Annotated in this window: 23 protein-coding genes; 16 read left to right on the top strand and 7 right to left on the bottom strand. The window is 67.1% G+C overall.

The window, feature by feature from the left end:
- Positions 1 to 12: 12 nt before the first annotated feature.
- The gene (locus NA3_RS32025; RefSeq protein ID WP_167355070.1) at positions 13 to 1,221 is read right to left on the bottom strand and encodes a helix-turn-helix transcriptional regulator; all 1,209 of its coding nucleotides are present in this window, start codon (positions 1,219 to 1,221) and stop codon (positions 13 to 15) included.
- Positions 1,222 to 1,615: 394 nt separating this feature from the next.
- On the opposite strand from NA3_RS32025, the gene NA3_RS37280 reads away from it, so the two are divergent.
- The 5 genes from NA3_RS37280 (at position 1,616) to NA3_RS32005 (ending at position 4,611) form a co-directional block, all read left to right on the top strand.
- Positions 1,616 to 1,804: a hypothetical protein gene (locus NA3_RS37280; protein WP_128145847.1), complete on the top strand. Its 189-nt coding sequence runs from the start codon at positions 1,616 to 1,618 to the stop codon at positions 1,802 to 1,804.
- Between the two features lie 207 nt (positions 1,805 to 2,011).
- The gene (locus NA3_RS32020) at positions 2,012 to 2,965 is read left to right on the top strand and encodes an NAD-dependent epimerase/dehydratase family protein (protein WP_062968104.1); all 954 of its coding nucleotides are present in this window, start codon (positions 2,012 to 2,014) and stop codon (positions 2,963 to 2,965) included.
- Positions 2,962 to 3,249 carry a ubiquitin family protein gene (locus tag NA3_RS32015; RefSeq protein WP_040724005.1) on the top strand — a complete coding sequence of 96 codons (288 nt, stop codon included), beginning with the start codon at positions 2,962 to 2,964 and terminating at the stop codon, positions 3,247 to 3,249. Before NA3_RS32020 ends, NA3_RS32015 begins: the two co-directional genes overlap by 4 nt.
- Before the next feature lie 2 nt (positions 3,250 to 3,251).
- Positions 3,252 to 4,199, top strand: coding sequence for a formylglycine-generating enzyme family protein (locus NA3_RS32010; RefSeq protein WP_063917843.1), 948 nt, complete (start codon positions 3,252 to 3,254; stop codon positions 4,197 to 4,199).
- Positions 4,183 to 4,611 carry an NUDIX hydrolase gene (locus NA3_RS32005; RefSeq protein ID WP_040724004.1) on the top strand — a complete coding sequence of 143 codons (429 nt, stop codon included), beginning with the start codon at positions 4,183 to 4,185 and terminating at the stop codon, positions 4,609 to 4,611. The genes NA3_RS32010 and NA3_RS32005 overlap by 17 nt, the downstream gene beginning before the upstream one ends.
- Positions 4,612 to 4,967: 356 nt before the next feature.
- Here NA3_RS32005 and NA3_RS32000 read toward each other — a convergent pair whose 3' ends face one another.
- The 3 genes from NA3_RS32000 to NA3_RS31990 all read right to left on the bottom strand — a co-directional run bounded on the left by NA3_RS32000 (position 4,968) and on the right by NA3_RS31990 (position 8,505).
- Positions 4,968 to 6,659 carry a hypothetical protein gene (locus tag NA3_RS32000; RefSeq protein WP_062968102.1) on the bottom strand — a complete coding sequence of 564 codons (1,692 nt, stop codon included), beginning with the start codon at positions 6,657 to 6,659 and terminating at the stop codon, positions 4,968 to 4,970.
- Between the two features lie 256 nt (positions 6,660 to 6,915).
- Entirely contained in the window at positions 6,916 to 7,395 is a 480-nt protein-coding gene (locus NA3_RS31995; protein ID WP_062968100.1) for a LysM peptidoglycan-binding domain-containing protein, read from the bottom strand.
- Between the two features lie 432 nt (positions 7,396 to 7,827).
- On the bottom strand, positions 7,828 to 8,505 hold the full coding sequence (locus NA3_RS31990) for a hypothetical protein (RefSeq protein WP_062968099.1): 678 nt from the start codon (positions 8,503 to 8,505) through the stop codon (positions 7,828 to 7,830).
- A 435-nt stretch (positions 8,506 to 8,940) separates the two neighbouring features.
- Here NA3_RS31990 and NA3_RS31985 point away from each other — a divergent pair, with 435 nt between their 5' ends.
- On the top strand, positions 8,941 to 9,477 hold the full coding sequence (locus tag NA3_RS31985) for a hypothetical protein (protein ID WP_128145848.1): 537 nt from the start codon (positions 8,941 to 8,943) through the stop codon (positions 9,475 to 9,477).
- 206 nt (positions 9,478 to 9,683) lie between these two features.
- Here NA3_RS31985 and NA3_RS31980 read toward each other — a convergent pair whose 3' ends face one another.
- Positions 9,684 to 10,325: a hypothetical protein gene (locus NA3_RS31980; protein ID WP_218021930.1), complete on the bottom strand. Its 642-nt coding sequence runs from the start codon at positions 10,323 to 10,325 to the stop codon at positions 9,684 to 9,686.
- 260 nt (positions 10,326 to 10,585) lie between these two features.
- Here NA3_RS31980 and NA3_RS31975 point away from each other — a divergent pair, with 260 nt between their 5' ends.
- From NA3_RS31975 to NA3_RS31950, 6 genes are all read left to right on the top strand, one after another.
- Positions 10,586 to 13,597, top strand: a complete 3,012-nt coding sequence (locus NA3_RS31975) for a Tn3 family transposase (protein WP_062968093.1) — start codon at positions 10,586 to 10,588, stop codon at positions 13,595 to 13,597.
- Between the two features lie 85 nt (positions 13,598 to 13,682).
- On the top strand, positions 13,683 to 14,075 hold the full coding sequence (locus NA3_RS31970) for an ArsR/SmtB family transcription factor (RefSeq protein ID WP_062968091.1): 393 nt from the start codon (positions 13,683 to 13,685) through the stop codon (positions 14,073 to 14,075).
- The gene (locus NA3_RS31965) at positions 14,072 to 16,039 is read left to right on the top strand and encodes a heavy metal translocating P-type ATPase (RefSeq protein ID WP_062968089.1); all 1,968 of its coding nucleotides are present in this window, start codon (positions 14,072 to 14,074) and stop codon (positions 16,037 to 16,039) included. The genes NA3_RS31970 and NA3_RS31965 overlap by 4 nt, the downstream gene beginning before the upstream one ends.
- Positions 16,036 to 16,551, top strand: coding sequence for a signal peptidase II (locus NA3_RS31960; RefSeq protein ID WP_062968087.1), 516 nt, complete (start codon positions 16,036 to 16,038; stop codon positions 16,549 to 16,551). The genes NA3_RS31965 and NA3_RS31960 overlap by 4 nt, the downstream gene beginning before the upstream one ends.
- Before the next feature lie 10 nt (positions 16,552 to 16,561).
- Entirely contained in the window at positions 16,562 to 17,035 is a 474-nt protein-coding gene (locus tag NA3_RS31955) for a hypothetical protein (protein WP_128145821.1), read from the top strand.
- 356 nt (positions 17,036 to 17,391) lie between these two features.
- Positions 17,392 to 18,162, top strand: a complete 771-nt coding sequence (locus NA3_RS31950) for a tRNA-dependent cyclodipeptide synthase (RefSeq protein WP_084492048.1) — start codon at positions 17,392 to 17,394, stop codon at positions 18,160 to 18,162.
- 205 nt (positions 18,163 to 18,367) lie between these two features.
- Here the strand turns inward: NA3_RS31950 and NA3_RS31945 are convergent, their stop codons facing one another.
- The gene (locus tag NA3_RS31945; protein WP_062968084.1) at positions 18,368 to 18,706 is read right to left on the bottom strand and encodes a DUF1707 SHOCT-like domain-containing protein; all 339 of its coding nucleotides are present in this window, start codon (positions 18,704 to 18,706) and stop codon (positions 18,368 to 18,370) included.
- Positions 18,707 to 18,994: 288 nt separating this feature from the next.
- Between NA3_RS31945 and merB the strand changes: the two genes are divergently transcribed.
- From merB to NA3_RS31925, 4 genes are all read left to right on the top strand, one after another.
- On the top strand, positions 18,995 to 19,606 hold the full coding sequence (gene merB, locus NA3_RS31940) for an organomercurial lyase MerB (RefSeq protein ID WP_062968082.1): 612 nt from the start codon (positions 18,995 to 18,997) through the stop codon (positions 19,604 to 19,606).
- 51 nt (positions 19,607 to 19,657) lie between these two features.
- A complete protein-coding gene (locus NA3_RS31935; protein WP_062968080.1) occupies positions 19,658 to 20,068 on the top strand; it encodes a MerR family transcriptional regulator in 411 nt (136 codons plus the stop codon).
- Positions 20,065 to 20,373: a hypothetical protein gene (locus NA3_RS31930; RefSeq protein WP_062968078.1), complete on the top strand. Its 309-nt coding sequence runs from the start codon at positions 20,065 to 20,067 to the stop codon at positions 20,371 to 20,373. Before NA3_RS31935 ends, NA3_RS31930 begins: the two co-directional genes overlap by 4 nt.
- Before the next feature lie 115 nt (positions 20,374 to 20,488).
- Positions 20,489 to 21,496 carry a tyrosine-type recombinase/integrase gene (locus NA3_RS31925; RefSeq protein WP_062968076.1) on the top strand — a complete coding sequence of 336 codons (1,008 nt, stop codon included), beginning with the start codon at positions 20,489 to 20,491 and terminating at the stop codon, positions 21,494 to 21,496.
- On the opposite strand, the gene NA3_RS31920 is transcribed toward NA3_RS31925, so the two are convergent.
- The gene (locus tag NA3_RS31920; RefSeq protein ID WP_062968074.1) at positions 21,421 to 21,981 is read right to left on the bottom strand and encodes a hypothetical protein; all 561 of its coding nucleotides are present in this window, start codon (positions 21,979 to 21,981) and stop codon (positions 21,421 to 21,423) included. The genes NA3_RS31925 and NA3_RS31920 overlap by 76 nt on opposite strands.
- Positions 21,982 to 22,258: the final 277 nt, after the last annotated feature.

Below are 22,258 nucleotides of genomic sequence, written 5' to 3'. Positions count from 1 at the left end.
ACCACCTGGAGATCAGGCTGCATGGACGTACGCGCGCAGCGTTTGACGTTCTTCTTCTGCCTCTCGTGATCCTGGAAAATGTTGTGCTAGAAGCCCATCCAACTGGTTTAGGCGCTTCCTGACCCAACTGAAATGGTGCTCGATCGGCTGTTCGAGCACCGGCGAAACAGCGGCCAGACTGGCGTCCAAATCGCCGACACGAGCATTGGCCATGGCCAAATAGATCGTGGTCAGCATCTCGTCGCCTGGCGACCGCTGGACCCGCCAAGCCTGCAGAGCCTCCTCTGACGCCTTAATGGAGCGATTCAAAGTCTTCAGGTCATCGGCCCACATCAGCGAAAACCCGTGGTAGTACACCTGTTTAGCCGGGGTGAAAGTGAATAGGCCCGCGATCTCGTCGCTGTTGGCGCCTTGTGCCCGAGCGCGGTCTGCCTGTTTCAGCAATTCGAGCGCTCGCTCGCTTTGGCCGAGATTCGCGACCGACGCGGCGAGCCCGCACAGGAGCCGCGGTTCGGTGGTGCCAGTCGACTTACCCACATAGGTCAGACCGTCCTCAGCTGCGGCGGCCGCCAGCTCGAAGTCCTTCGTGAAACGGTGGGCGAGTGCCTGTGTGCCACGTGACCACGCGCGCAGCTGATCGTGGCCGGCGCGCTCGCCGAGCTGAAACGCTGCTTGGGCGTGGACCTTGGCATGATCAGCCTGACCGAGGTCGAGCGTCAGATACGCCAGCACGCCACAAACACGGCCCAGTGCTACGTAGAGATCGCGAATCGCGTTCGGACTATATGCGCCCACCTGTAGCCGACGAGTGAGCTCAGCGCGCAAGCCGAGGGCTCGCTCCAGCGTTAGGTCGTAGGACTCAAGCCTTGCCTTGGTCGCGATATCGACGATTCGCTGCTCAATTTCATCGAGTGAAGCACCGTCCGGAGCTAACAGCAGTTGCTCCGACCCGCGGCGGGCATCTTCAAGCAGTCGCATGGTGTCCGCCGCTGCTGCGCGCTCAGCCTGGTCAGCGTCCCAAGCAGCGACCAGTTCACCTCCCGCATCCAACGCCAGATCCGCTTCTTCGACCCAGCCACGATTGCCGGGCCACCGGCGGCCTTTCTCGACGCTCGTGATGTAGGAACGATCGCAGAACAGGACCGCCGCCAGCTCCCGTTGGCTCATCGGCTGGGCGAGGCGGAATCGGCGAAGTGCTTGTCCGATTCGGTTCGCGTTCATATTCGGCAATCGTGCAGTCGACGGGGTCATCTCTCATCATCCCAGGTGGTGACAGATCACGGATACGCGTTTTGTCACCACCGTAGTCCTACGGACACGAGCAGGTCAGTGGTGAGCTGAATTCACCGCTCGGCCAGGGAAATACCGCTTCGCCGAACGGGTCGAAAACCACGATCAGGAGGCAGAGTGCCAACCATCGACATGGAGCGGGATGTGACGCACGGCGACTGCGATGCGGACCTCAATGGGTTCAGCAGTCTGGCCTCAGCCTCGGCCGTCATGAGGTCACACGCTTCCCACGGGCCGTTTTGCATGCCGTATCTGGCAGCGCATGCCTACGTATCCGCTGGGGTTGAGGACTGATCCCGGCCTCGAGGCCGATGGGAGACGAACGGTGCAGATGCATTTGGTTATCGAGTTCCCGGAACTGCCGCCATTGCATTTTCGCGCCGATGCGGGGGCCGCCCGTGCATTCCGTGCGGAAATGGCGCGCTGGCACCGACATGTGTCGATCCGCCTGGACGACGCCGTACTTCCGACCATGAGGCCTTTGCCCTGTCATCGATTGTTCGAGAAGACGTGATGCCCACTGTGACCACAACCGACGGGGACGAGTTGCCTCAACGCGTCGCGCGACCGGTTCCCGGCCCTTTCAGACCGATTTGGACCGAAACGGACGCCGAGCTTATGCGCAGGGTCGCTCACGGCCTAACCAACCTCCAGCTGTGCGGCCAGGCACACAACCCCGAAAGCCTTTGTCCTATATGCCAATTGGAACAGGAGTAAGTTCATGCACACCGTGATTACGGGTGGCGCCGGCCTCATCGGCAGTCACCTCGCGGCCCGGCTGCTCGACGACGGCCACCGCGTAACCGTGATCGACAATCTGAGCACCGGCCACAGAGCAAACCTCGATGAGGTCGAGCAGCATCCAGCATTCACGTTTCGTGACGCCGACATCACCGATCGCCGGGCCTTTGCCCGGCTAGACGAAGTGAGCGGGATCGTGCATCTCGCGTGCCCAGCCGCACCTGCGATGTATCAGCAGCGGCCGATAGAAACCCTGTGGGCCGGATCCGCTGGAACACTCAATGCGCTGGAAGCTGCGGCCGCTCATGGTGCACGGATAGTGCTCGCCTCATCCAGCGACGTGTACGGCGACACCCCGATACATCCTCAACTCGAGACCTGTCTGGGCGCTGTCGACCCGCTAGGCCCGCGCTCGGCGTACCAAGTGGCGAAGGTCTTCACCGAGGCTGCTGCATTCGCATATCACCGCGGCGAGGGCGCCTTGGTGGGCGTGATTCGACCGTTCAATGTCTACGGGCCACACATGTGGCATAGCGACAGCCGGGCAGTCCCGGCCTTCTGTGCCGCCGCGTTGGCGGGGCGAACCTTGACCCTGCACGGCGGCGCTCAAACCCGCAGCCTGCTGTACGTCTCCGACGCCGTGGACGCGATATCCGCCATGCTCGACTCGCAGGAGTTCGGCCCGGTCAATATCGGCGCTACAGAGGAGGTGAGCGTCAAAGAGTTGGCGATGATGATCATCGCTGCGGCTGGCTCAGGGCAGCTCGATATCGCCGAGGCTCGTGAGCAGGAGGCGCCGGCTCGATGCCCGGACCTGAGCCGGGCCCGCGAGCTGCTGGATTGGGCCCCCCGTGTCTCGCTGGCCGAAGGCATCGCACTCACGATCGGATGGATGCGGGAGCACCGCAACGGGTATGAGGTGGCCAAAGCATGAGCCAGGTCCGGTTCATCCTGCCTGCGAACTGGGCAACCCTCACCGGCAGGGACATGTCGAACATCTGGTGCCCCGAGGTGGCCACCCTCGGTGAAGCGCTGCGGTGGCTGACCGTCGAATATCCGGCCGTCGCCGAACGGGTACTCACCGCTGATGGGACAATCCCGCGGTTCGCAACGGTGGCTCTCGACGATGAGCGTGTCGTGTCCGCCGACGGAATTGATATCCCGCTGACCAAGCCGCATCACGAGGTCTGTGTACTGTCGGCCTTCATGGGCGGGTGAGTATGTCCCACAAGACCGATGGCATGGTCTGGATTCCGCCTGGGCGCGCCGAAATCGGCTCACCGGAAACGCACTTAGCGTTTCTCGAGGAACTGCAGCACTACTCTCGGAAGTGGTTCGAGGATGAGGCTCCCCAGCACACAGTGATGCTGGATGGGTACTGGATCGATCGGCATCCGGTCACCAATGCGCAGTTCGCCGAGTTCGCCGACGAGACTGGGTGGGTCACCACTGCGGAGCGACTCGGCGCTGGCCTTGTCTATGGGCCGGACTATTGGGAACCGATCCCCGGCATATCGTGGCGACGGCCGCATCCGGATCTGAGTGCGGTCGACGATCGTCCCAACCATCCGGTCGTGCACGTCTCCCACGACGACGCCACGGCTTACGCCACGTGGGCGGGTAAGCGTCTGCCGACCGAGGACGAGTGGGAGTACGCGGCTCACGGCCCGAGCTGGCGAGCTTGGCCGTGGGGGTCGATGTGGTCACGCTCGGCGGCCAACAGCGCTGAGTACTGGGCTGGCTTCGCGATGCGCGACCTCGACGACTGGAAGCGCTGGTACGCCGGTCATTGGCGTTACCACGGGCCTGCGCCGGCCACTACGCCGGTGGGATCGTTCGCCGAATTCGTATCTCCGTTTGGTGTGCACGACATGGCAGGAAATGTCACCGAATGGACGTCGAGTAAGTACCGTCTCTACGGATTCGGAACCTACGACGATGGGTTCGGCGCGGCCGCTCGCCTCGGTTTCCGCGTCGCCCGCGGCGGGTCTTGGAAGATGATGCGATTGCAGACCCGCACAAGCGAACGTATTTGTGGCACACCGGAGTACGAAGCTTTCGACCTCGGATTCCGGTGCGCCGCCACTTTGGCCGCGCCCCACCCCCTCTCCACGGCCGGGCGTTCATCCATCACCATTGAGGAGAAGTTGCATGGCGATCACCGCTGAAGGTTCGAACATCATCATCCGCAACTCCGCCGACCAGATTTTGCTGTTCTTGCGCGACGACAAGCCGGACATTCCTTGTCCTGGCATGTGGGCCCTCCTCGGCGGCTACCGGGAACCGGGGGAAACTCCGCTCGAAAATGTAATCCGTGAGATCTCCGAGGAAATCGGGGTGGAGTTGGACCCCGCGACCGTCGAACATCACTGCACTCGCGAGAGGCATTGGGGACTTCTCGAGCACACCTTCAAGACCCAGATGGACCTCGATCTTGATTCCGTCACACTGACGGAAGGTCAGCGCCTCGGGTGGTTTACGGAGGCCGATGTTGCTGCCATCGTTCTCGGGTTCGAAGAGAACGAAATGTTGGCCGCATACTTCCAACAGACCCGAGGACAGCAACAACCTGTCGCATAGTGCAAGGAGTTGGCGGGAGCGGGGAGCCGGGATGCGCCGCCCCGCCAACACCGCATAGATGATCTGGTCGGCAGCGGTCTCTAGGTCTTTAGCTTCTCAAGCTGCCTGCGAAGCAGTTCCCAGACCCTGAAATCGCATGTCGCCTCTGCAGATATGCCAGTGCCGCCGGGACTAAGGGGGAGAAAGTTCTCGGCGGCACTGGTCTGTATCGGCGACCCCACTGGACCGCCCCCTGAGTAGCCACCTGGGGGGGAATGGGGTGGCTACCCTGTGGCTGATCATACGTGGCGAGCCACCGGAACCGGTTGTCCGCCACAACCTACCGGTTCCCGGGATCGTCGGAGCGGCACGGGTAATCAGCGCACTACCCGGACGGGCACCCGGACCGTCTCGGCGGCTGCTGCGATGGTCTTGATGGTCTTGTGGTGAACTCCCCCGCTGGTGGGAGTTGCGGTGGCCTTGTTGATTTCGTTGTGCGAGCACCCTTCGTCGAGCATTCGCAGGACGGTCGCGATCAGTTCGGGAGACTTCCGTGTGACGAGTCCTCGTTCCACGATGCGCTCTGCGAGGGTCGTGAACTGGTCGGGCCCTTCGTCGGTGCGAGGGACGGGCAGCGCTCGCACTACTGCACCGGATCCGGCAGTTGCGTTCGCACCGAGGTCCGCCTGATTCGCACTGGTGATGCGAGGTGCGAACGACGCCCGCACTTGATCGTCGTGGCGCTGGGCCGCGTCAGCGTCGCCATCGGCGGCCCCGGCGTGGTGCGGGTCTGTGCTCGCACTTGGGGCCGTCGCGGTCCGCGCCTCCTGCGCAGTTGGTGCGGGATCAGACGCGGCCGCTGTGGGGGTCAGGATCGTGGTGGGGCCTGCGTCGTCACTGGGACCGGTGACCCCCGCACCGGCGGCCGCACTACCTGGTGCGGCGCGCATTTCGGCGCGCTCCGCGGAGGACGGGGCCGGGAGGCTCTCGGCAGTCCGTGCCATGGTCCGGTGGGCTTCTAGTACGGCCAGGACCTGGGATCCGAACAGGCCGACGCGCTGGCCGATGGCCGCCGGAGTCCAGTTGTCGGAGGCGAGTGCCAGGATCGCGGCGATCTGCTCAACAGGCAGGGTGGTCAGTTCGCGCGTCGCCATCGCCTCTGCTGTTGCGAGGTCTGTCGGACCGAACTCCATCACCGCATGGTCGGGGTCGGGCACGATGCGCGCGGGGTCCGCACTTCCGCTGTGTGCGTGCAGCTGGTTGGGGGCAGTGTCTGCATCGGTGTTCGCACTGGCGCATGCAATGCCCGCTGCTGCGATGGTGCGACCGTCCTCGGCGGCCGGTGCGGGCCTGTCCTCACACGGTGCGGGAGTGGTTTTCGCATCGGCGTCCGCATCCGCCGGTGCGGCGCTCGCAGTGCGAGTCTGAGTGTTTTCCAGTGCGAGGGTTGCATTTCCATCGTGGTGTTCGTGGTCTGGTGCGAGCTCGTGCGAGTCGGTGTGCCCAAGTGCGGGTGCGTGAGCAAGTGCCTCGTCGATCAGCACGCTGTAGCGGTTGGCGACCCAGGCGTGAAGCCAGATGATGGATCCGACCATGATGGGCGCGACAGCGAATTCTGCGGCCTTTCCCGGATCGCCGGCGAACAGACGTGGTCCGGCATTGAGCCCGATTGTGGCGCTCAGGAGAGCGAGCTCGAAGAAGAGCACTCGCCCTCGTTCGATTTCGCGACCTTGGCGCGCGGCGGTGGTGGCGACAACCATGATGACGATGATCGGGATCGAGATCATCGCCTCGAAGCCATAGCTGAGCCAGTAGAGCGGGTTGGTCATGTCCCCGTCTGGGACAAGGTTGTGCTGGACATTCACTCCCGCCCACAGCATCCCGAGCACCACGACGGAAATCAGCGCTCGCGACGACCATTCGGACCGTCGGAAAAGGGTGGCGAGGTTGGCGTCAGCGGAGACCACACGCTGCCGCGCAGCGAGAGCCTTGCGATGCCACCGTTGATCGGCGTGATCGGCGCGCGCGATCGCATCCGCGGCGCGCCGGTTCCGCTTCTGCGTGGTCAACTCCGCGCTGACTGCCCGGCGCTCCTGTCGCCTCCGCTTCCGGCGAGTCCACTCAGCCAACCGCCGCTCCGCGGCGAGTTCTTTGGGGGACAATGCTTCTCGCAGCGCTGGATCTGTCTGCAGTGGGAGCATGCCTCGTGCGGCGTCCACTTGCTGCTGGAGTTGCTCCACAGACACCGGGGCGGCGGCGGAGCGGAGGATGTTCGGTTTCGTTCGCAGCATGATATGTCCTGTTCGAGGCAGGTGCCAGGTTCGGTCAGTCGTCCGATATCGCGGCGCGCACTGCCGCCGGAATGTCGTTGTAGCTGGTGCCGTTCTTGCGTGCGATGCTTCGTAGGGTGTCCTCGAGGTGCTCGCCGTCCACGCCCGCTGCCTTGGCATCTGCCACTGCGAGTACGGCCTCGTCGACGTACGCGCGAAGCTTGGCGAACCGGGAAACCAGCGGGAGGAACGTCTGCTCGACGGTGCGAAGGGCGAGCCTCGCGCGCGGTGCGGGGACAGCCGCGCCGGCCTCTGCGGGGGCGGCGATCGTCGCGCGGACGGTTTCGGGAATGTCGCCGTACCTGACGTCGGTCTTCCGTGCGATCCCCCGCAAGGTGTCTTCGAGTTGCTCGGCGGTCACTCCCACCGCTTTGGCGTCTTGGATCGCGAGTCCTGACTCGTCCACGTATTGCCGAAGTTTGGCAATGCGCGAGATCAGCGGGAGGAACGTCTGCTCGGCCGTGCGGAGCGCCAACCGCGCACGGGCGGGACTTGGCGCTGGGGCCGACTGGCTCGGTGCACTCTTCGTCTGCGACTTCTGCGAAGACGGTTGGGCAGCTGCAGATTTCGGCTCAGGGCCAGGGGCCGGGCGAGCATCTACAGGCGGCGCCGGATCTTCGACTGAAGCGTCCGGCGTCGGCGCGGTCGGACTGGTGTCTGTCGCTGTTGTAAGCGCGGCTTCTGCAACGCTCGCATCGTGGATTTTTGGAGCTGCCGCAGCGGTAGCGGGCGCATCCTCAGCTACCGCTACCGACGACTGCTGAGCGCTCTGCTGGGGCAGTTTCTCGCGGTTCACCCGAGTTCGGCCACGCTGGGACGGTGCAGCCACTGCTGCTGCGACCTTGTTGGGGTCGATAGCCATGCTTGGTGTCTCCCTTGAATACGAAAGTCGTTGTGTTGGTTGCCCTTACGAAGCTTCGAGTTCTTCGACGACCTTTTCGTAGCCGAAGCATCGCAGAGGGACAGTGTGTGCCGCTCGGGCGATATTCCCGTCCTGGCGGATCATCGACTCCATCACCGGGATATTGACGGTAGTCAGTGCCTCACGAACGTCTTTCGTGAGAGCTAACGAAGGGTTAACGCGAACGAGCAGGACTCGTGCATCGATCTGTCGATTCTGTTCCTCCTCGATCTCCCCCACCAGTTCGAACGCTGCTGTGACTTGTTCGATGGTCAGGTAGCTCGGTTCGGTGGGGAGAATGACGGTATCCGACAGTCGTACAACCTTTTTGAAGCTCTCAGGGTCGGCCGGTCCCCCATCGATGATTCGCCTGGAAGCTGCGCTCCCGTGAATCAGGGACCACAGGTCATCGTCTGTGTCCGCGGGCTCGACATTGTAGTTCTTGGGCCATGGTCGATGAGCGGCCTTACCGAGTCCTAGGCCTTCATGAGCCTTATCCGCCCAGCTGACTGCTGAGTGGAAGTAGTCGAAGGAGATGACATCAACGGTCTCCCCTCGTGCAATGTAGGCGTGCCCGGTGAGGATCGCTGCCGTGGTCTTGGTGGTACCTCCACCTTTGACGTGAGCGCTGCCGATGGTCTTACCGGTAGCAGGAGGTCGCCATGCGGAGTACGGGTCGGTCATGGGCAGAGACGGTACCGGATCGTTACCAAATCTGCTGCGCTACAACCGAAACACACTAGTGGATCGGCGTGTCGTTCGTGCGCGCGTGTGCGCTTGGGCGCACACGCGCGGTACGCGCGTACCGCGCGCGAATACCATTCGAATCGCCAGTTGTCTATAGCTTCTGAAAAGTTCGCTATTTATGTCACGTGACACAATGGCTCTCCTTCAAGGGGGACGAAACATGGGCGAATTGGCTACTGGCGGCCGCGCTGGGCGGTCGAAATCGTGGTCTCTGACACCGCGCGAAACGGGGCTGCGGCGGGGGAGTTGAAGGGGTTGGGCAGCCATCGCGGCCCCCGGCGGGGATGGGGATGGCGTGGAACTTACTCCCGTCGGCGGCACGATGACGGTCCTTCGGCGGCGCGGGGCACTGCGCGCCGTAGTCTCGGAGGCGTGGCGGGTGTTGTGGATTTGGTGAACGAGACGGCTGAGCGACTCGAGGCCATGCCGTCGGACGTCACTGCACCCATGGCTCTGGCATACGCCCACACGGGATTCGGTGCACTGACCCTCGCGGCCGCGGTTCTCAGCGGACAGGCGTCGAGCGCCCGTGCGAGCGAACTGGCCGCGATCAATCTTGCCGTCGTGGCCGCGCATGAGGACATCGCCGCCGTGGTGGACGAACAGTTGCTCGACGACGTGATCGATACGCGGGTGATCGAGCTACTCGAGGATGCCGAAAGTCTTCCCCGTATCCGTGCGTCTGCTCGGTATCTGCGCGAGGCAGCAATGCGGACCGTGACGGCAACTCGTGCAGTTCTGACAGATCTAGCGGCCGCGCAGGGGATTTCAGCTCCATTGCGGGAAGCGATCGCAGAGGCGGGAAGCATCGTGGACGACATCCATATCCTTCTGGATGGGCCTGCGCATCTCCGTTCTGCTCTCGCCGAGGACTACTACGAACGAGTGATCGTTCAGTCCGGCGAATAGCGCCTATTGCCCCAACAGTGTGCTCGCGCCGAACTGAGTCCCAGGCAGGGAGTGCGACGCCGGCGGAGGGGCGTGAGTTGGGTACATGCTTCGCGGGATTTCGGCGTTTCTGGGTTTCCGGTAGAACTCGCCGAATTTTTGGGCGGATATGCAGCAGCGCCGAACCACCCAGCTGGGGTGAATGGTTCGGCGTTGCTGGGCGCGTGTCAGCCTTCTGCGCGGGCGGGGTCGGTGGTGGCGTGGGCGGCCTGGTCGTAGGTGGTGGCGCCGGTGGCGTGCATCCAGGCCAGGATGCGGGCCAGGGCGTCGGCGCGGGTGTAGTTCGGGGCGGTCACCTTGCCGATGTGCCGGTTGACGAACACTTCTTCGCCCAGCGCGTTCCGGATCTGGGCGTTGGTGCGGCCGTGCATCGTGCGGGCCAGCGCGTCGGATACGCGTCCGCCGCGCGGTTTCGGCAGCTCGGCGCGGGCACCTGTGATCGCCGCGCGCGCCGATCGCAGGGCGGAGCGCAGTTTGCCGAGCTTGTTGAAGTCGGTCACCGCGCGGGCCTGGTCGATGGCGGCGCGGTCGACGCCGGTCAGGGTGCCTTCGTCGTCGCGGCGCGCGATCTCGTCCAGCACGGTGGCGATAGTGCCGATCAGGTCGTCGAACAGCCGGTTGCAGCCGTCGAGCGCGGCGGCCAGGTCCGCCGGTGAGTCGCCAGCGCGGTACATCCAGTCGCAGCCGTAGCGGTTGAGGACGCGCTGAGCTTCCCAGATCGACTCCGCGGGCGTGCCGGGCACGATATCGGTGGCCTTGGCCGTGTTCATGCCGCTGACCCCCGCCGGTACCAGCTGGGTCGTGGACACCGGTCCCGGCAGCAGGTGCCGCACTCGGTCGCCGGCCTCGGCCTCGGCCGCGCCGGGATCTTGTCCGGGCTGGGGCAGGGTGTGGCCCCGACCGCTCGCGCACCACAGATGGGGTCGCCGTAGTATCGGCCGAATTTCGGGCGGATTTGGCGGAGTGGGCTGGTAGAGAACGGTTTTGGCGTTCGGGGTGCGGGGCCGGGTGGTTGATGCTTGGCTTGGCTGCTGATGAGGGTTGATCGGCGTGCTGGAGGTTGGGGTTCGTGGCGACGCGGGTGTTCGCGGACGAGGAGTTGGAGCGTCTGCGGGGGTTCCCGGAAATCAGCCGGGAGGAGTTGTTCCGGTATTTCACGCTGACTCCGGCGGATCTGGCGTTCGTGGATCCGGGCCGTGGCCGGGGTCCGGCGGATCGGTTGGGTTTGGCGGTCGCGTTGTGCACGTTGCCGTGGCTGGGGTTCGTGCCGGACCGGGTGGCGATGGCGCCGGCGGTGGCGGTGGCCCGGCTCGCTGAGCAGCTTCGGGTGGACCCGGTCCAGATCGGCTCGTATGGCAAGCGTGTCAAGACCCGCACCGAGCATGTGCGGCTGGCCGCTCAGTATCTGGGTTGGCGGCCGGCCGGGCCGTTGGAGTTCAAGGAGTTGGATGAGTTCTTGCTGGCGCGGGCGATGGAGCATGATTCCCCGACGCTGTTGTTCCGGCTGGGCTGTGAGTATCTGATCTCGGCTCGGGTGATCCGGCCGGGCCCGGTTACGGTGGTGGAACGAGTCGCGCACGCCCGCCATCAGGCGCAGACCGAGACCTATGACCGGCTCGCGGACGAGTTCACACCTGAGCGGTGCGCGGAGCTGGACGCGTTGCTGGTCACCGATGCTTCGCTCGGGGTTTCGCGGTTGCGGTGGCTGTCGACGCCTCCGGTGGAGGCGTCGGCGCAGGCGGTGAAGGCCGAGGTCGAGAAGCTGGGTTTCCTGCGCGGGATGGGCGCGGATCGGCTCGATATGTCGGTGTTGCCCGCCGAGCGGCGCCGGTTCCTGGCCACGATGGGCCGACGTTTGACCCCGCAGGCCCTCGAACGTCGTGACCCGCAGCGCCGGTATCCGATCTTGTTGACGGTGCTGGCGCAGTCGGGCACCGACGTGCTCGATGAGGTGGTGGCGCTGTTCGATCAGGCGATCTCGGCGAAGTTCGGGCAGGCGGAGCGGCGCATGCAGCAGCAGCTGGCCGAGCGCGGCAAAACCGGTGAGGACCGCCAAGCCCTCCTCGATGAGTTGCTGGCTATCGTCACCGATCCGCAGATCGGCGATGAGGAAATCGGTGGTTTGATCCGGGGTGATGCGATCGGGTGGGAGCGGTTGCGGGCTGCGATCGCGCAGGCCAAACCGCGGCTTCCGCGGGATCACGGGCATCTGGCCGCGCTGGACTTGTCCTACAACTATTTGCGGCAGTTCACCCCGGCGGTGCTCTCGGCGGTGCGGTTCGCCGGTGGGACCGCGGCGACCGAACTGTTGCTCGCGGTGGACATGCTGCGCGAGCTGAACGCGACCGGCCGCCGCAAGGTGTTCGACGAGGCCCCGGACGGGTTCGTGCCGGCCAAGTGGCGCGGCTATCTCGAGGAGGCCCGGAAGTCGGGCAGCGCCACCGGGTATCGGCACTACTGGGAGTTGTGCGTGCTGCTGGGGCTGCGGGACGGTTTGCGCAGCGGGGACGTGTACGTGCCGGGCTCGCGCCGCTACGCCGATCCGGCCGCCTACCTGCTCACCACCGACCAATGGGGCCCGCAGCGGGCCGAGTTCTGCCGCCTGGTCGGCAAACCCGCCGACCCCGGCGAAGCCCTGGCCGCGGTGACCGACGAGCTGCACGAGGCGGTCGAAGGGCTGGAGGCGGTGCTGTCCGGCGGGGACGGCCCGGTGCGTGTGGACGAGGGCGGGGATCTGGTGATCTCGCCGTTGACCGCCGAAGACGTTCCCGCGGAGGCGGTTTCGCTCAAGGCGGAGCTGACCGAGATGCTGCCGTTCGCGCCGATCGTGTCGCTGCTGATCGAGCTGGACAAACGCACCGGCTACCTGGACTGCTTCACTCACGCCTCGGGCAAACAGACCCGTACCCCGGAGCTCAAACGCAACCTCATCGCGGTGCTGCTGGCCTATTCGACGAACCTCGGTGTGACCCGGATGGCCGAAGCGTGCGGGATCTCCTACGACATCCTCGCGTGGACGGCGGAATGGTATGTGCGGGAAGAGACCCTGCGTGCGGCGAATCTGGCGATCATCGACTACCACCAAAGGTTGCCGCTGACTGCGGTGTTCGGTGCGGGCACACTGTCCTCGAGTGATGGGCAGCGGTTCCCGGTGCGGGGCAAGTCGACGACGGCGCGGGAGATGGTCATCCACGGCGGCCGGGTGCTGTCGACCTACACCCATGTCACCGATCAGCACGCCACCTACGGCACGAAGATCATCGTCGCCACGAAACGCGAAGCACACTACGTGCTCGATGAAATCCTCGGCAACGCCACGGATCTGCCGATCACCGAACACGCCACCGACACCCACGGCGTGACCCTGGTCAATTTCGGGCTGTTCGATCTGCTCGGGATGCAGCTCTCGCCCCGGATCCGGGACCTCGGGCGCATCACGCTGTACCGTCCCGGCGCCCGCCGCGACACCGAGGCCCGGTTCCCGCACGCCGGGCCGCTGATGACACGGCGGGCCAATCTCGAGCTGATCGCCGAGCACTGGGACGACCTGCTCCGGTTGGCCGGGTCGCTGAAGTTCGGGCACGCCACCGCCTCGCTGCTGGTCGGCAAGCTGTCCGCGTCCGGACGGCAGAACACCCTGGCCACCGCGCTCAAGGAGTACGGCGCGGTGCGCCGCACCGTCTACGCCGCCCGCTACCTGTCCGATCCGGACTACCGGCGCAAGATCTCCCGCCAGCTCAACAAGGGCGAATCCCTGCACGCCCTGCGCCGCGACCTGCTGTATGCGCACGAGGGCACGATCCGGGCGCGGCAGCTCGACGACCAAACCGGGCAAGCCTGGTGCCTCACGTTGGCCACCAACGCCGTGATCGCCTGGACCACGGAGTATTACGGGCTCGCGGTCGAGCAGCTGCGCCGGGCCGGGCGCCGCATCGATGACGAGGTGCTGGCCCATATCAGCCCGGCACACAGCGAGAACATCAACTTCTTCGGCGCGATCGAGGTCGACATCGACGCCGAGCTGGCCCAGCTCGGGCCGACCGGCTACCGGCCGCTGCGTGTGCGCGACACCCTGTTCTGATCTGACCGGGGCCGGCAGCCCGCCGGGCGTCACTGTGACGTGATCGCCCCGTGGACCAATCCTTATTTTGAGATATCATCGGATTATGTCGATTAAACCCGGCCCGGTCGATGGATCGGTGCGTGACGACCTCGCCGGTGCGGTGGCGTTGTTCCACAGCCTGTCCGACCCCACCCGGCTGGCGATCGCGCGGCACCTCGCCTGCGGGGAGGCGCGGGTGGTGGACCTGACTCGGGCGCTGGGGCTGCCGCAGTCCACGGTGTCCTCGCATCTGGCGTGCCTGCGGGACTGCCGGTTGATCACCGGCCGCCCCGAGGGCCGGCAGATGTTCTACGCTTTGGCCCGCCCGGAGCTCCTGGATCTGTTCGCGGCCGCGGAGACGCTGCTGGCCGCGACCGGCAACGCGGTCGCGCTGTGCCCCAACTACGGCACCGGCACCGGCACTGCATTCGACACCGCCGAGGAGACCATCCGATGAGCGATGCGTGCGGCTGCGGCCACGACGAACCCGCCACCGGCGACGGCGAGCAACGTGAGCCCGAGAAGCTGTGGGAGGTCGGCGAATTGCGCTGGGCCGCGGTGTCGGGTGTGTTCCTGGTGGCCGCGTGGATCACGAGTTGGACCGGCGGGCCCGATATCGCTGTGCGGGTGCTGGAGTGGGTGGCGTTGCTGGCCGGCGCGTATACGTTCGTCCCTTCCACGGTGAAACGCTTGGTGCAGGGGAAGATCGGTGTCGGCACGCTGATGACCATCGCCGCTATCGGCGCGGTCACGCTCGGCGAGGTCGGCGAGGCCGCGATGCTGGCGTTCCTGTTCTCCATCAGCGAAGGGCTGGAAGAGTATTCGATCGCCCGCACCCGCCACGGTCTGCGCGCGCTGCTGTCGCTGGCGCCCGACACCGCGACCGTGCTGCGCGACGGTACCGAAACCGTCGTCGCCCCCACCGACTTGCGGGTCGGGGACCGCATGATCGTCAAACCGGGTGAGCGGGTCGCCACCGACGGCATCATCCGCACGGGCCGCACCGCCCTGGACACCTCCGCCATCACCGGCGAATCCGTGCCGGTCGAGGCCGGTCCGGGCGGCGAGGTGTTCGCCGGATCGATCAACGGCGCCGGTGTGCTGGAGGTCGAGGTCACCACCACCGCCGAAGACAACTCCCTGGCGCGGATCGTGGCGATCGTCGAGGCCGAGCAGTCCCGCAAGGGCGCGGGCCAGCGCCTGGCCGACCGCATCGCCACACCCCTCGTCCCGGGAATCATGGTCGCCGCCGCGCTCATCGCCGGAATCGGTGCCCTGGCAGGTGATCCCGTGGTGTGGATCGACCGCGCGCTGGTCGTGCTGGTCGCCGCGTCGCCGTGTGCGCTGGCCATCGCGATCCCGGTCACCGTGGTCGCCGCGATCGGCGCGGCCAGCAAACTCGGCGTCCTCATCAAGGGCGGCGCCGCCCTCGAAGCGCTCGGCGCGATTCGCGGGGTCGCGCTGGACAAGACCGGCACCCTGACCGCCAACCGTCCCGCCGTCATCGACGTCGCCACCATCGACGGGGTGACCCGTGAGCAGGTGCTGGCCGTGGCCGCCGCGCTGGAGGCTCGCAGCGAACATCCCCTTGCGGCGGCGATTCTCGCCGCCGTCGACCACGCCGACCCGGCCACTGAGGTCGAGGCGGTCACCGGCGCCGGGCTCACCGGGCATCTCGACGGCCGCCGCGTGCGGCTCGGCCGTCCCGGCTGGCTCGACACCGGTGTGCTGGCCGCCGATGTGGCGCGGATGCAGGAAGCCGGGGCGACCGCTGTGCTGGTCGAGGATGACGGGCGGGTCATCGGCGCGATCGCCGTGCGCGACGAACTGCGCCCCGAAGCCGCCGAAGTCATCGCGCGGTTGCATGCCGACGGCTTCCACGTCGCCATGCTCACCGGCGACAACGACGCCACCGCAACAGCTTTGGCGAACGACGTCGGGATCGATGACGTGTATGCCGAGTTGCGGCCCGAGGACAAGGCCCGCCTGGTCGAGAAGCTGCGCGGCCAACGCCGGACCGCGATGGTCGGCGACGGCGTCAACGACGCCCCCGCGCTGGCCACCGCCGACCTCGGTATCGCCATGGGCGCCATGGGAACCGACGTCGCCATCGAAACCGCCGACATCGCGCTCATGGGCGAAGACCTGCGGCATCTGCCGCAGGCATTCGGGCACGCCCGACGTGCCCGCCGCATCATGTTCCAGAATGTCGGACTGTCCCTCGGATTGATCACGATCCTGATCCCCTTGGCGTTGTTCGGGATCCTCGGTCTCGCCGCCGTCGTTGCCGTCCACGAGCTCGCCGAAATCGTGGTCATTGCCAACGGTGTCCGCGCAGGACGCACCGCACCGCTGGCTCCCGCCCCCGGCCGGTCGGTGGCACCGCTGCCGCAGACCGCGACAGCGGGGACCTCGGCATGAGGACTACCGATCGCGCCTCGGCCGCGCGAGCCCGTCTCGCGGCGGTCGCTGTCGTGGCGGTGCTGGCCGCGCTCGATCTGGGGCTGAAAGCCTGGGCCGAGCGCGGCCTGACCGCGGGCCGCATCGTGGAGCTGCCCGTGGTCGGGCTGCGGCTGGCCCACAACCCCGGCATCGCGTTCAGCCTCGGCGACACGCTGCCCGCCGCCGTGTTGCTCACCGGCATCGGGGCGATCATCACCGGCATCACGGTGCTCACCTGGCGGGCCACCGGGCCCGGGTCCTCGATGGCGTGGCCGCCGCTGGCGGTCATCCTCGCCGGCGCGATCGCCAACTTCGCCGACCGTGTCGGCGACGGCGTGGTCACCGACTACCTGCACACCGGCTGGTGGCCCACCTTCAACCTCGCCGACACCTACATCACCTGTGGTGCCCTCGCCCTGGCCGTGCTCGCCCTGCGCCCGGCCCGCACCGGGGCGAGCGCCGGCAGCCAAACCGAGTACGACGCCCGGTAGTATCGCGGTTGTGATCGCTGCCCCGCCCGCTGTGCGACGAGCCGGTATCGCCCGGCTGCTCGTCGTGCTGGCCGTGCTGGCGGGCATCGTGGCGATCCAGAACGCGCACTGTGCCACGGGTTCGGCGATGACCATGAGTCCGACCATGACCGCCACCCCTGTCGCTGCCGTCGGCAGCGACAGCGGCGGGGACATGCCGCACCACGGGATCGACCCCGTGACGCATTCGGGCCCGCGCGACACCGTCACCGCCGCCGCGCTGACACCGCGCACGAATGCCGATCCCGGCACTCCCGCGCTGGCCTGCGATATCGCGATGGCCTGCCTGGCGGTGTCGCTGGCGCTGCTGGTCGCCCTGGCCCTCGTTCACCCCGCACTGATCCGGTCCCCGCATCGGCTCCCGCTGCCACTGCGGGCCCGGCGCCCGGCATCGGCGCCGCCACGCCCACCCAGCCTCTCCGCGCTCTGCGTCCTGCGGACATAAACCCGGCATGCACCGGTTCGTCGCCCATGACGAACCGGCAGCCCGTGCTACGCACCGCCTCACCGTTGTGGCGCGCCCCCCGGAAAACCATCCGCGCCCGGCAGCACCCAGTGCCCGCCCACGCCACCGGAGGGTTTTCCCGCTGCGCCGCCGTCCGGTAGCGGCGTCGGATCCCCGGCGACCACCGTCCGCGTGAGCTGACGGTCGCCCATCGCTGCGTCGCACACCCGCGGTGTTCTCACCGGATGGCCTGCCGCTTCCGGCGCCCGTGTCCCCGGGCCCGGCCGATCCGGTGACCGCACGGCTGCCATCTGCCCTGTCACTGTTGTGCTCCGACCGAAAGGCCCTTGCTGGGTATGACCGTCGAATCCGCTGAAGACCACGCCACCACGACCCGCACCGTCGCGTCGGCCGCGTTCACGGCCGAGGCGTTGACCGGCCGCTGCCGTGCGCTCGCCGACGCCGGTGATCACGCATGCATCGGGATCAGCCCGTTCAACAGCTACTTCACCACCGACCGCATCACCGCCCTGGCCCGCTGGGCACGCCCACGGTTCGCCTCGGTGCACTTCTACGTGCCCGACGGCCCGTCGGCCTACACCCTGCAAGCCCTCGGCTACACCCCGCAACAGGCCGCGCACAAGGCCCGCCGCCAGGGCCGCTGGCTCGGCAACAAGATCCGGCGGGCGCTCACCGATATCGGCGTACCCGACCCCGAGCCGCTGGTACTGGACTCGGCCGCCCTGCGCACCAACACCGCCTATCACCGCCTGCACACCGAGGTGTCCGGACAGTTCACCCGCGACCCGGACTTCGCCGCCGCGTGCCTGAGCGCGTCGGGATGGGTGCTGGGCCAGCGACTACCCGACACCGCGGCCCCCACCGACGCGCAGACACACGCGGCCGTGCGGTATCTGCTCGCCGAGCTGCCGCTGTTCACCGACACCGCCGCCATCGTCGGCACCACCGCCTCGGTGTTCTGCTACCACCAGCCACCGGCATTCCTGCACGCCCTCTACCACCACCGCCTGGCCTGGAAACCCGCACCGCACCAAGGATTCCTCGTCCTGGCCCCCACCGGCGAGCGCGCCGACCCGACCACCCGGCCCGACCATCCGAACCGATAACAGAAAGGAGGACCGATGAACCCGCTCCAGATGATCTGCGACTGGCTGTGCAAAGCCATGGGCCCCTGCTGCCCGATGTAACCGACACCTGCGAGGCGGTGCCCGTCGCCGACCGGCACCGCCCCGCAGGCCGACACCTTCCCAGGGCGAGCCGACACCCGCCCACACGTCACACCACCACCCAGGGCAGCGCGAGCCGGCCCCATCAGCAACCGGGCATCACCGACATCGACGCCGGCATGTGCGCTGGCAGCTCGACTGCCGCAGCGATCCCCCCGCCCATCAGTGCTACTGCCGCGGCGGTCGCGACGGCCACGATCACCGGACGCCACCGCGATCGACGCGCGGTAGGAGGCACCGGGACCGGTAGGTCATCGGTGAGAGCGGCGAGCTCGCCGAGGGTACGGGCAGCGAGCGCCCGCTGAACCCGCTCGGAATATTCGTCCACGCTCAGCCGCCCGGTACCGACTTCGTACTCGAGCTGCCGGGCAACACGTTCCCGGTCGGAGTCGGCTGCCCGAAACGATGCAGGAAGCCCGTTCATGATCCCAGCGTAAGCACGAACCAGTGCGATTCACACACCCGGATACCCCGGATAACGAGCCCTGGAATACAGAGCATCACCGGCTCGCCGTCGAGCAGACGCGCAGGGCGGGACCGCCGCATCGATGACGAGGTGCTCGCGTAGCGGCCGCTGCGGGTCCGCGACACCTGTTCTGACCAGTCCGCGAGAGCGCACGTCCGCAGGGGGCCGGCGGCGGCTTGACTCGGTACCCCGGTACAGGGTGGACGCTGGAGGGACCACGCGGAAGCATCGTGAAGGGACACGACGATGACCGACGATCTGCACACGAGCCTGACCGAGTTCCTGCGCCACGACGATATGCCGCGCTTCCTCGGGCCGCTGGTCCGGCTCGTCGCTGCGGGCCGACCCGTCGAGCTGGCGCGGATCGCCGAGGCCGGCGACATTCCTGTCGAGCAGCTGCGGACGTGGCTGCGCGATCAGCCCGGCACCGACTGGGACGAACAGGGCCGGCTGGTGGGATTCGGCCTGACCCAACGGGAGACCGTCCACCGGTTCACCGTCGATGCCCGGGTGCTCTACACGTTCTGCGCCGCCGACACACTGTTGTTCCCGCCGATCCTGGGCCGTCCGGCCCTGGTGGAGTCGCCGTGCGCGGCGACCGGCCGACCGATCCGCATCGAGGTCGGCCCCGACGCGGTGGGCGCCACGGACCCCGAGACCGCGGTCGTGGCACAGCCCGCACTGTGCGGCACCGCCGACATCCGCGCCACGTTCTGCGACCACGGCCACTTCTTCGTCACCTCCGACGCGGCACGGGAATGGCAGGCCCGGCATCCCGGCGGAGATGTGCGCCCGGTCGCCGAATTCTTCGACATCGCCCTGGCCACGTGTCGTGAGCTCGGATGGGCCAGCAGCTGACCGCCTCGCGCGAGTTGACCCTGTACTCGGGTACCGGGTTTACCGTGGGTCATGAGAACCGCACAGGTCGCCCACCAGGCCGGGGTGAATGCCCAGACGCTGCGCTACTACGAGCGACGTGGCCTGTTGCCCGAGCCACCCCGCACCGAGAGCGGTTACCGCCGATACGGACCCGAGGCCGTGCGCATCGTGCGGTTCGTCAAGCGCGCGCAGGAACTCGGATTCGACCTCGCCGAGATCGACACACTGCTGCACCTGGCCGAAGGCGGGCCGCAGTCGTGCGACGACACCCGCCACCTGGCCCAGAACAAGATCGCCGACCTGAACGCCAGGATCGCCGCGTTGGCAGCGATGCGAACCTCGCTGACGCGCCTGGTTGCCACCTGCGACCAACCGCCGACCGACCGAGACTGCCCGCTGCTGCACAGCCTGCACCCCGACCCCGAACAGGACACCCCGTGAACCAGGACACCGACGCCGGCCCGCACGTCCAGCTGCTGCACGTCCCCGACTGCCCACTGCTGGGCCGCGTGCGCGACACCCTCGCAGAAGCCCTGCGCCGCACACCCATTCAGGTGGTGCGGGTCGACGAAATCGAAGGCAACTACCCGTCCCCATCGCTTCTGATCGACGGCATCGACGTGATCACCGGCGAACCACCCCAGCAGACCGCGTGCTGCCGATTCGACCTGCCCACACCCGAGCAGATCACCACCGCACTCGACAACGCCACCCACATCCGGGCATCCGACCCCGAGAGCGAATAACCCCGGATAACGGGCTGTTATCCGGGGTAACATCGGATCCGGCCTGCGGCGATCCCGCCGCGGCGACGACACGAAGCGGCCCCGTTATCCGGGGCAAGCCAGGAGAGGTGGGCCGATGGCGGCGACCGTGACCCGGATCCACACCGCCGCGCCCCGCACACTGCGCGGATCCGCCGAAGCGTTCCTGGACACCATCAGGCCCGGCAACACCCGCCGCGCCTACACCGTCGCGGTCGTCAAGACCGTCGACCAGCTCGACGGCCGCGACCGCGACGGGCTGCCCGGTCCCAGCCGGGTCCTGGACTCGGTCTCCGACGACGAGATCGGCGCAGCCCTCGAATCCCTCTGGGGCCACGCCGCGGTCAACACATGGAACGCGCGCCGCGCCGCGGTCTCGAAATGGCTGTCCTGGTGCCGTGAGCAAGGCTGGAACGCACCGGCAGTCCCGGCATCGGCCGCGCGCTCGACGCCGCCGGACTCCGAGACACCGGTGCGCTCGCGGACCGCGATCGACCGGCTCATCTCCCGCCGCGACATCCACCTGCGGGAGAAGACGCTGTGGCGGATGCTGTATGAGACCTGCGCTCGCACAGAGGAACTGCTCCAGCTCAACATCGAAGACCTCGACCTGGCCGGCCGGTGCGCCCGGGTGAAGTCCAAAGGCGCCAAACCCCGCACCCGCCGCCGCGGCGCCACCCACCACGAACACGCTCTGGAAACCGTGTACTGGGACGCCGGCACCGCCCGGCTGCTACCGCGATTGATCCGCGGCCGTACCCGCGGACCGGTATTCGTGACCCACCGCCGTCCCGGACCGGGCAAATACCTCGCCGACCGCGACCTGTGCCCCGACACCGGACTCGCACGGCTGTCCTACGATCAGGCCCGCGATCTACTCGACGCCGCCACCGCCACCGACGGGCCCGGAACCGGATGGGACCTACACGAACTCCGCCACTCCGGGCTGACACACCTCGGCGAATCCGGCGCGAGCCTGCTCGAACTCATGGCCAAATCCCGGCACCGCAAGGCCGAAAACCTGCGCCGCTACTTCAAACCCTCACCCCAAGCGATGCGCGAACTCACCAGCCTCATCGGCCCCGGCACATCCCGCACCCACTGACCAGCAACTACGCCCAAATCCGCCCGAAATTCGGCCGATACTACGGCGACCCCCAGATGCATGCTCGGATACAGCGCCTGATCGGCTGGGTCGTTCGGTTTCATCAGCTCGGGCAGAGCAACGATCGCCCCGGATGCCAGCGCGCTGCGTTCGGCGTATTGCTGCAGATCCCACAAGGGTTCGTGGATCCGCGCGTAGGCGGTATCGAGCGCCCCTCTCTCGGTGTGGCGGGTGTGGCGCTCCGCGGTGCCGGGTGCCCCGTGGTCGGCGGCGAGACCGTGCGCGGACGCCAGATGCATGCGAGCGGCGGCGATATGGCGGGCCTGCATCACCGCGACCGGTGCGGGCAGCACCGCCGCGGTGAGACTCTTCAGGTCGTCGGGGGCGGTGGACTGGTCGAGCTGTCGGGCGGCCTCGCTGTAGGGCTCACCGGTGCGGGCCATCCGCGCCCGAACCTTTGCCTTGCGCGCTTTGTCGCTGGTCATGACCGATTCCTTTCCGCGGCGAAGTCCCCACGCGACTTCGCCGGTACTCGCGAATCAGCAAGAGGTGGAAGCGAAGTCGATTCGTTCGCGCGAGGCCGAGCCCCTTGTCCTCGTCCACACCCGGCGGCGTGGGCGCTCGGGCGGTCGGAAGCGGGCAGGCGCGAGACTGCCACTACGACAACGGTAAACCCACCCACCGACACACAACGTGTGACCATATCCGCCCAAAAATCCGGCGAGTTCTACCGGAACGCCCTTTTCCGACACTCCGCAGACC

The organism is Nocardia africana NBRC 100379, assembly GCF_001612635.1.
Lineage (GTDB): Bacteria > Actinomycetota > Actinomycetes > Mycobacteriales > Mycobacteriaceae > Nocardia > Nocardia africana.
This window is presented reverse-complemented; position numbering and strand designations above follow the sequence as displayed.

Excerpts from the sequence above, each read along its gene's own strand:
- NA3_RS32025 (WP_167355070.1), bottom strand. The coding sequence starts at position 1,221 with ATGAACGCGAACCGAATCGGACAAGCACTTCGCCGATTCCGCCTCGCC.
- NA3_RS32020 (WP_062968104.1), top strand. The coding sequence starts at position 2,012 with ATGCACACCGTGATTACGGGTGGCGCCGGCCTCATCGGCAGTCACCTC.
- NA3_RS32015 (WP_040724005.1), top strand. The coding sequence starts at position 2,962 with ATGAGCCAGGTCCGGTTCATCCTGCCTGCGAACTGGGCAACCCTCACC.
- NA3_RS32010 (WP_063917843.1), top strand. The coding sequence starts at position 3,252 with ATGTCCCACAAGACCGATGGCATGGTCTGGATTCCGCCTGGGCGCGCC.
- NA3_RS32005 (WP_040724004.1), top strand. The coding sequence starts at position 4,183 with ATGGCGATCACCGCTGAAGGTTCGAACATCATCATCCGCAACTCCGCC.
- NA3_RS31990 (WP_062968099.1), bottom strand. The coding sequence starts at position 8,505 with ATGACCGACCCGTACTCCGCATGGCGACCTCCTGCTACCGGTAAGACC.
- NA3_RS31970 (WP_062968091.1), top strand. The coding sequence starts at position 13,683 with ATGTCGATTAAACCCGGCCCGGTCGATGGATCGGTGCGTGACGACCTC.
- NA3_RS31965 (WP_062968089.1), top strand. The coding sequence starts at position 14,072 with ATGAGCGATGCGTGCGGCTGCGGCCACGACGAACCCGCCACCGGCGAC.
- NA3_RS31960 (WP_062968087.1), top strand. The coding sequence starts at position 16,036 with ATGAGGACTACCGATCGCGCCTCGGCCGCGCGAGCCCGTCTCGCGGCG.
- NA3_RS31950 (WP_084492048.1), top strand. The coding sequence starts at position 17,392 with ATGACCGTCGAATCCGCTGAAGACCACGCCACCACGACCCGCACCGTC.
- NA3_RS31945 (WP_062968084.1), bottom strand. The coding sequence starts at position 18,706 with ATGAACGGGCTTCCTGCATCGTTTCGGGCAGCCGACTCCGACCGGGAA.
- merB (WP_062968082.1), top strand. The coding sequence starts at position 18,995 with ATGACCGACGATCTGCACACGAGCCTGACCGAGTTCCTGCGCCACGAC.
- NA3_RS31935 (WP_062968080.1), top strand. The coding sequence starts at position 19,658 with ATGAGAACCGCACAGGTCGCCCACCAGGCCGGGGTGAATGCCCAGACG.
- NA3_RS31925 (WP_062968076.1), top strand. The coding sequence starts at position 20,489 with ATGGCGGCGACCGTGACCCGGATCCACACCGCCGCGCCCCGCACACTG.
- NA3_RS31920 (WP_062968074.1), bottom strand. The coding sequence starts at position 21,981 with ATGACCAGCGACAAAGCGCGCAAGGCAAAGGTTCGGGCGCGGATGGCC.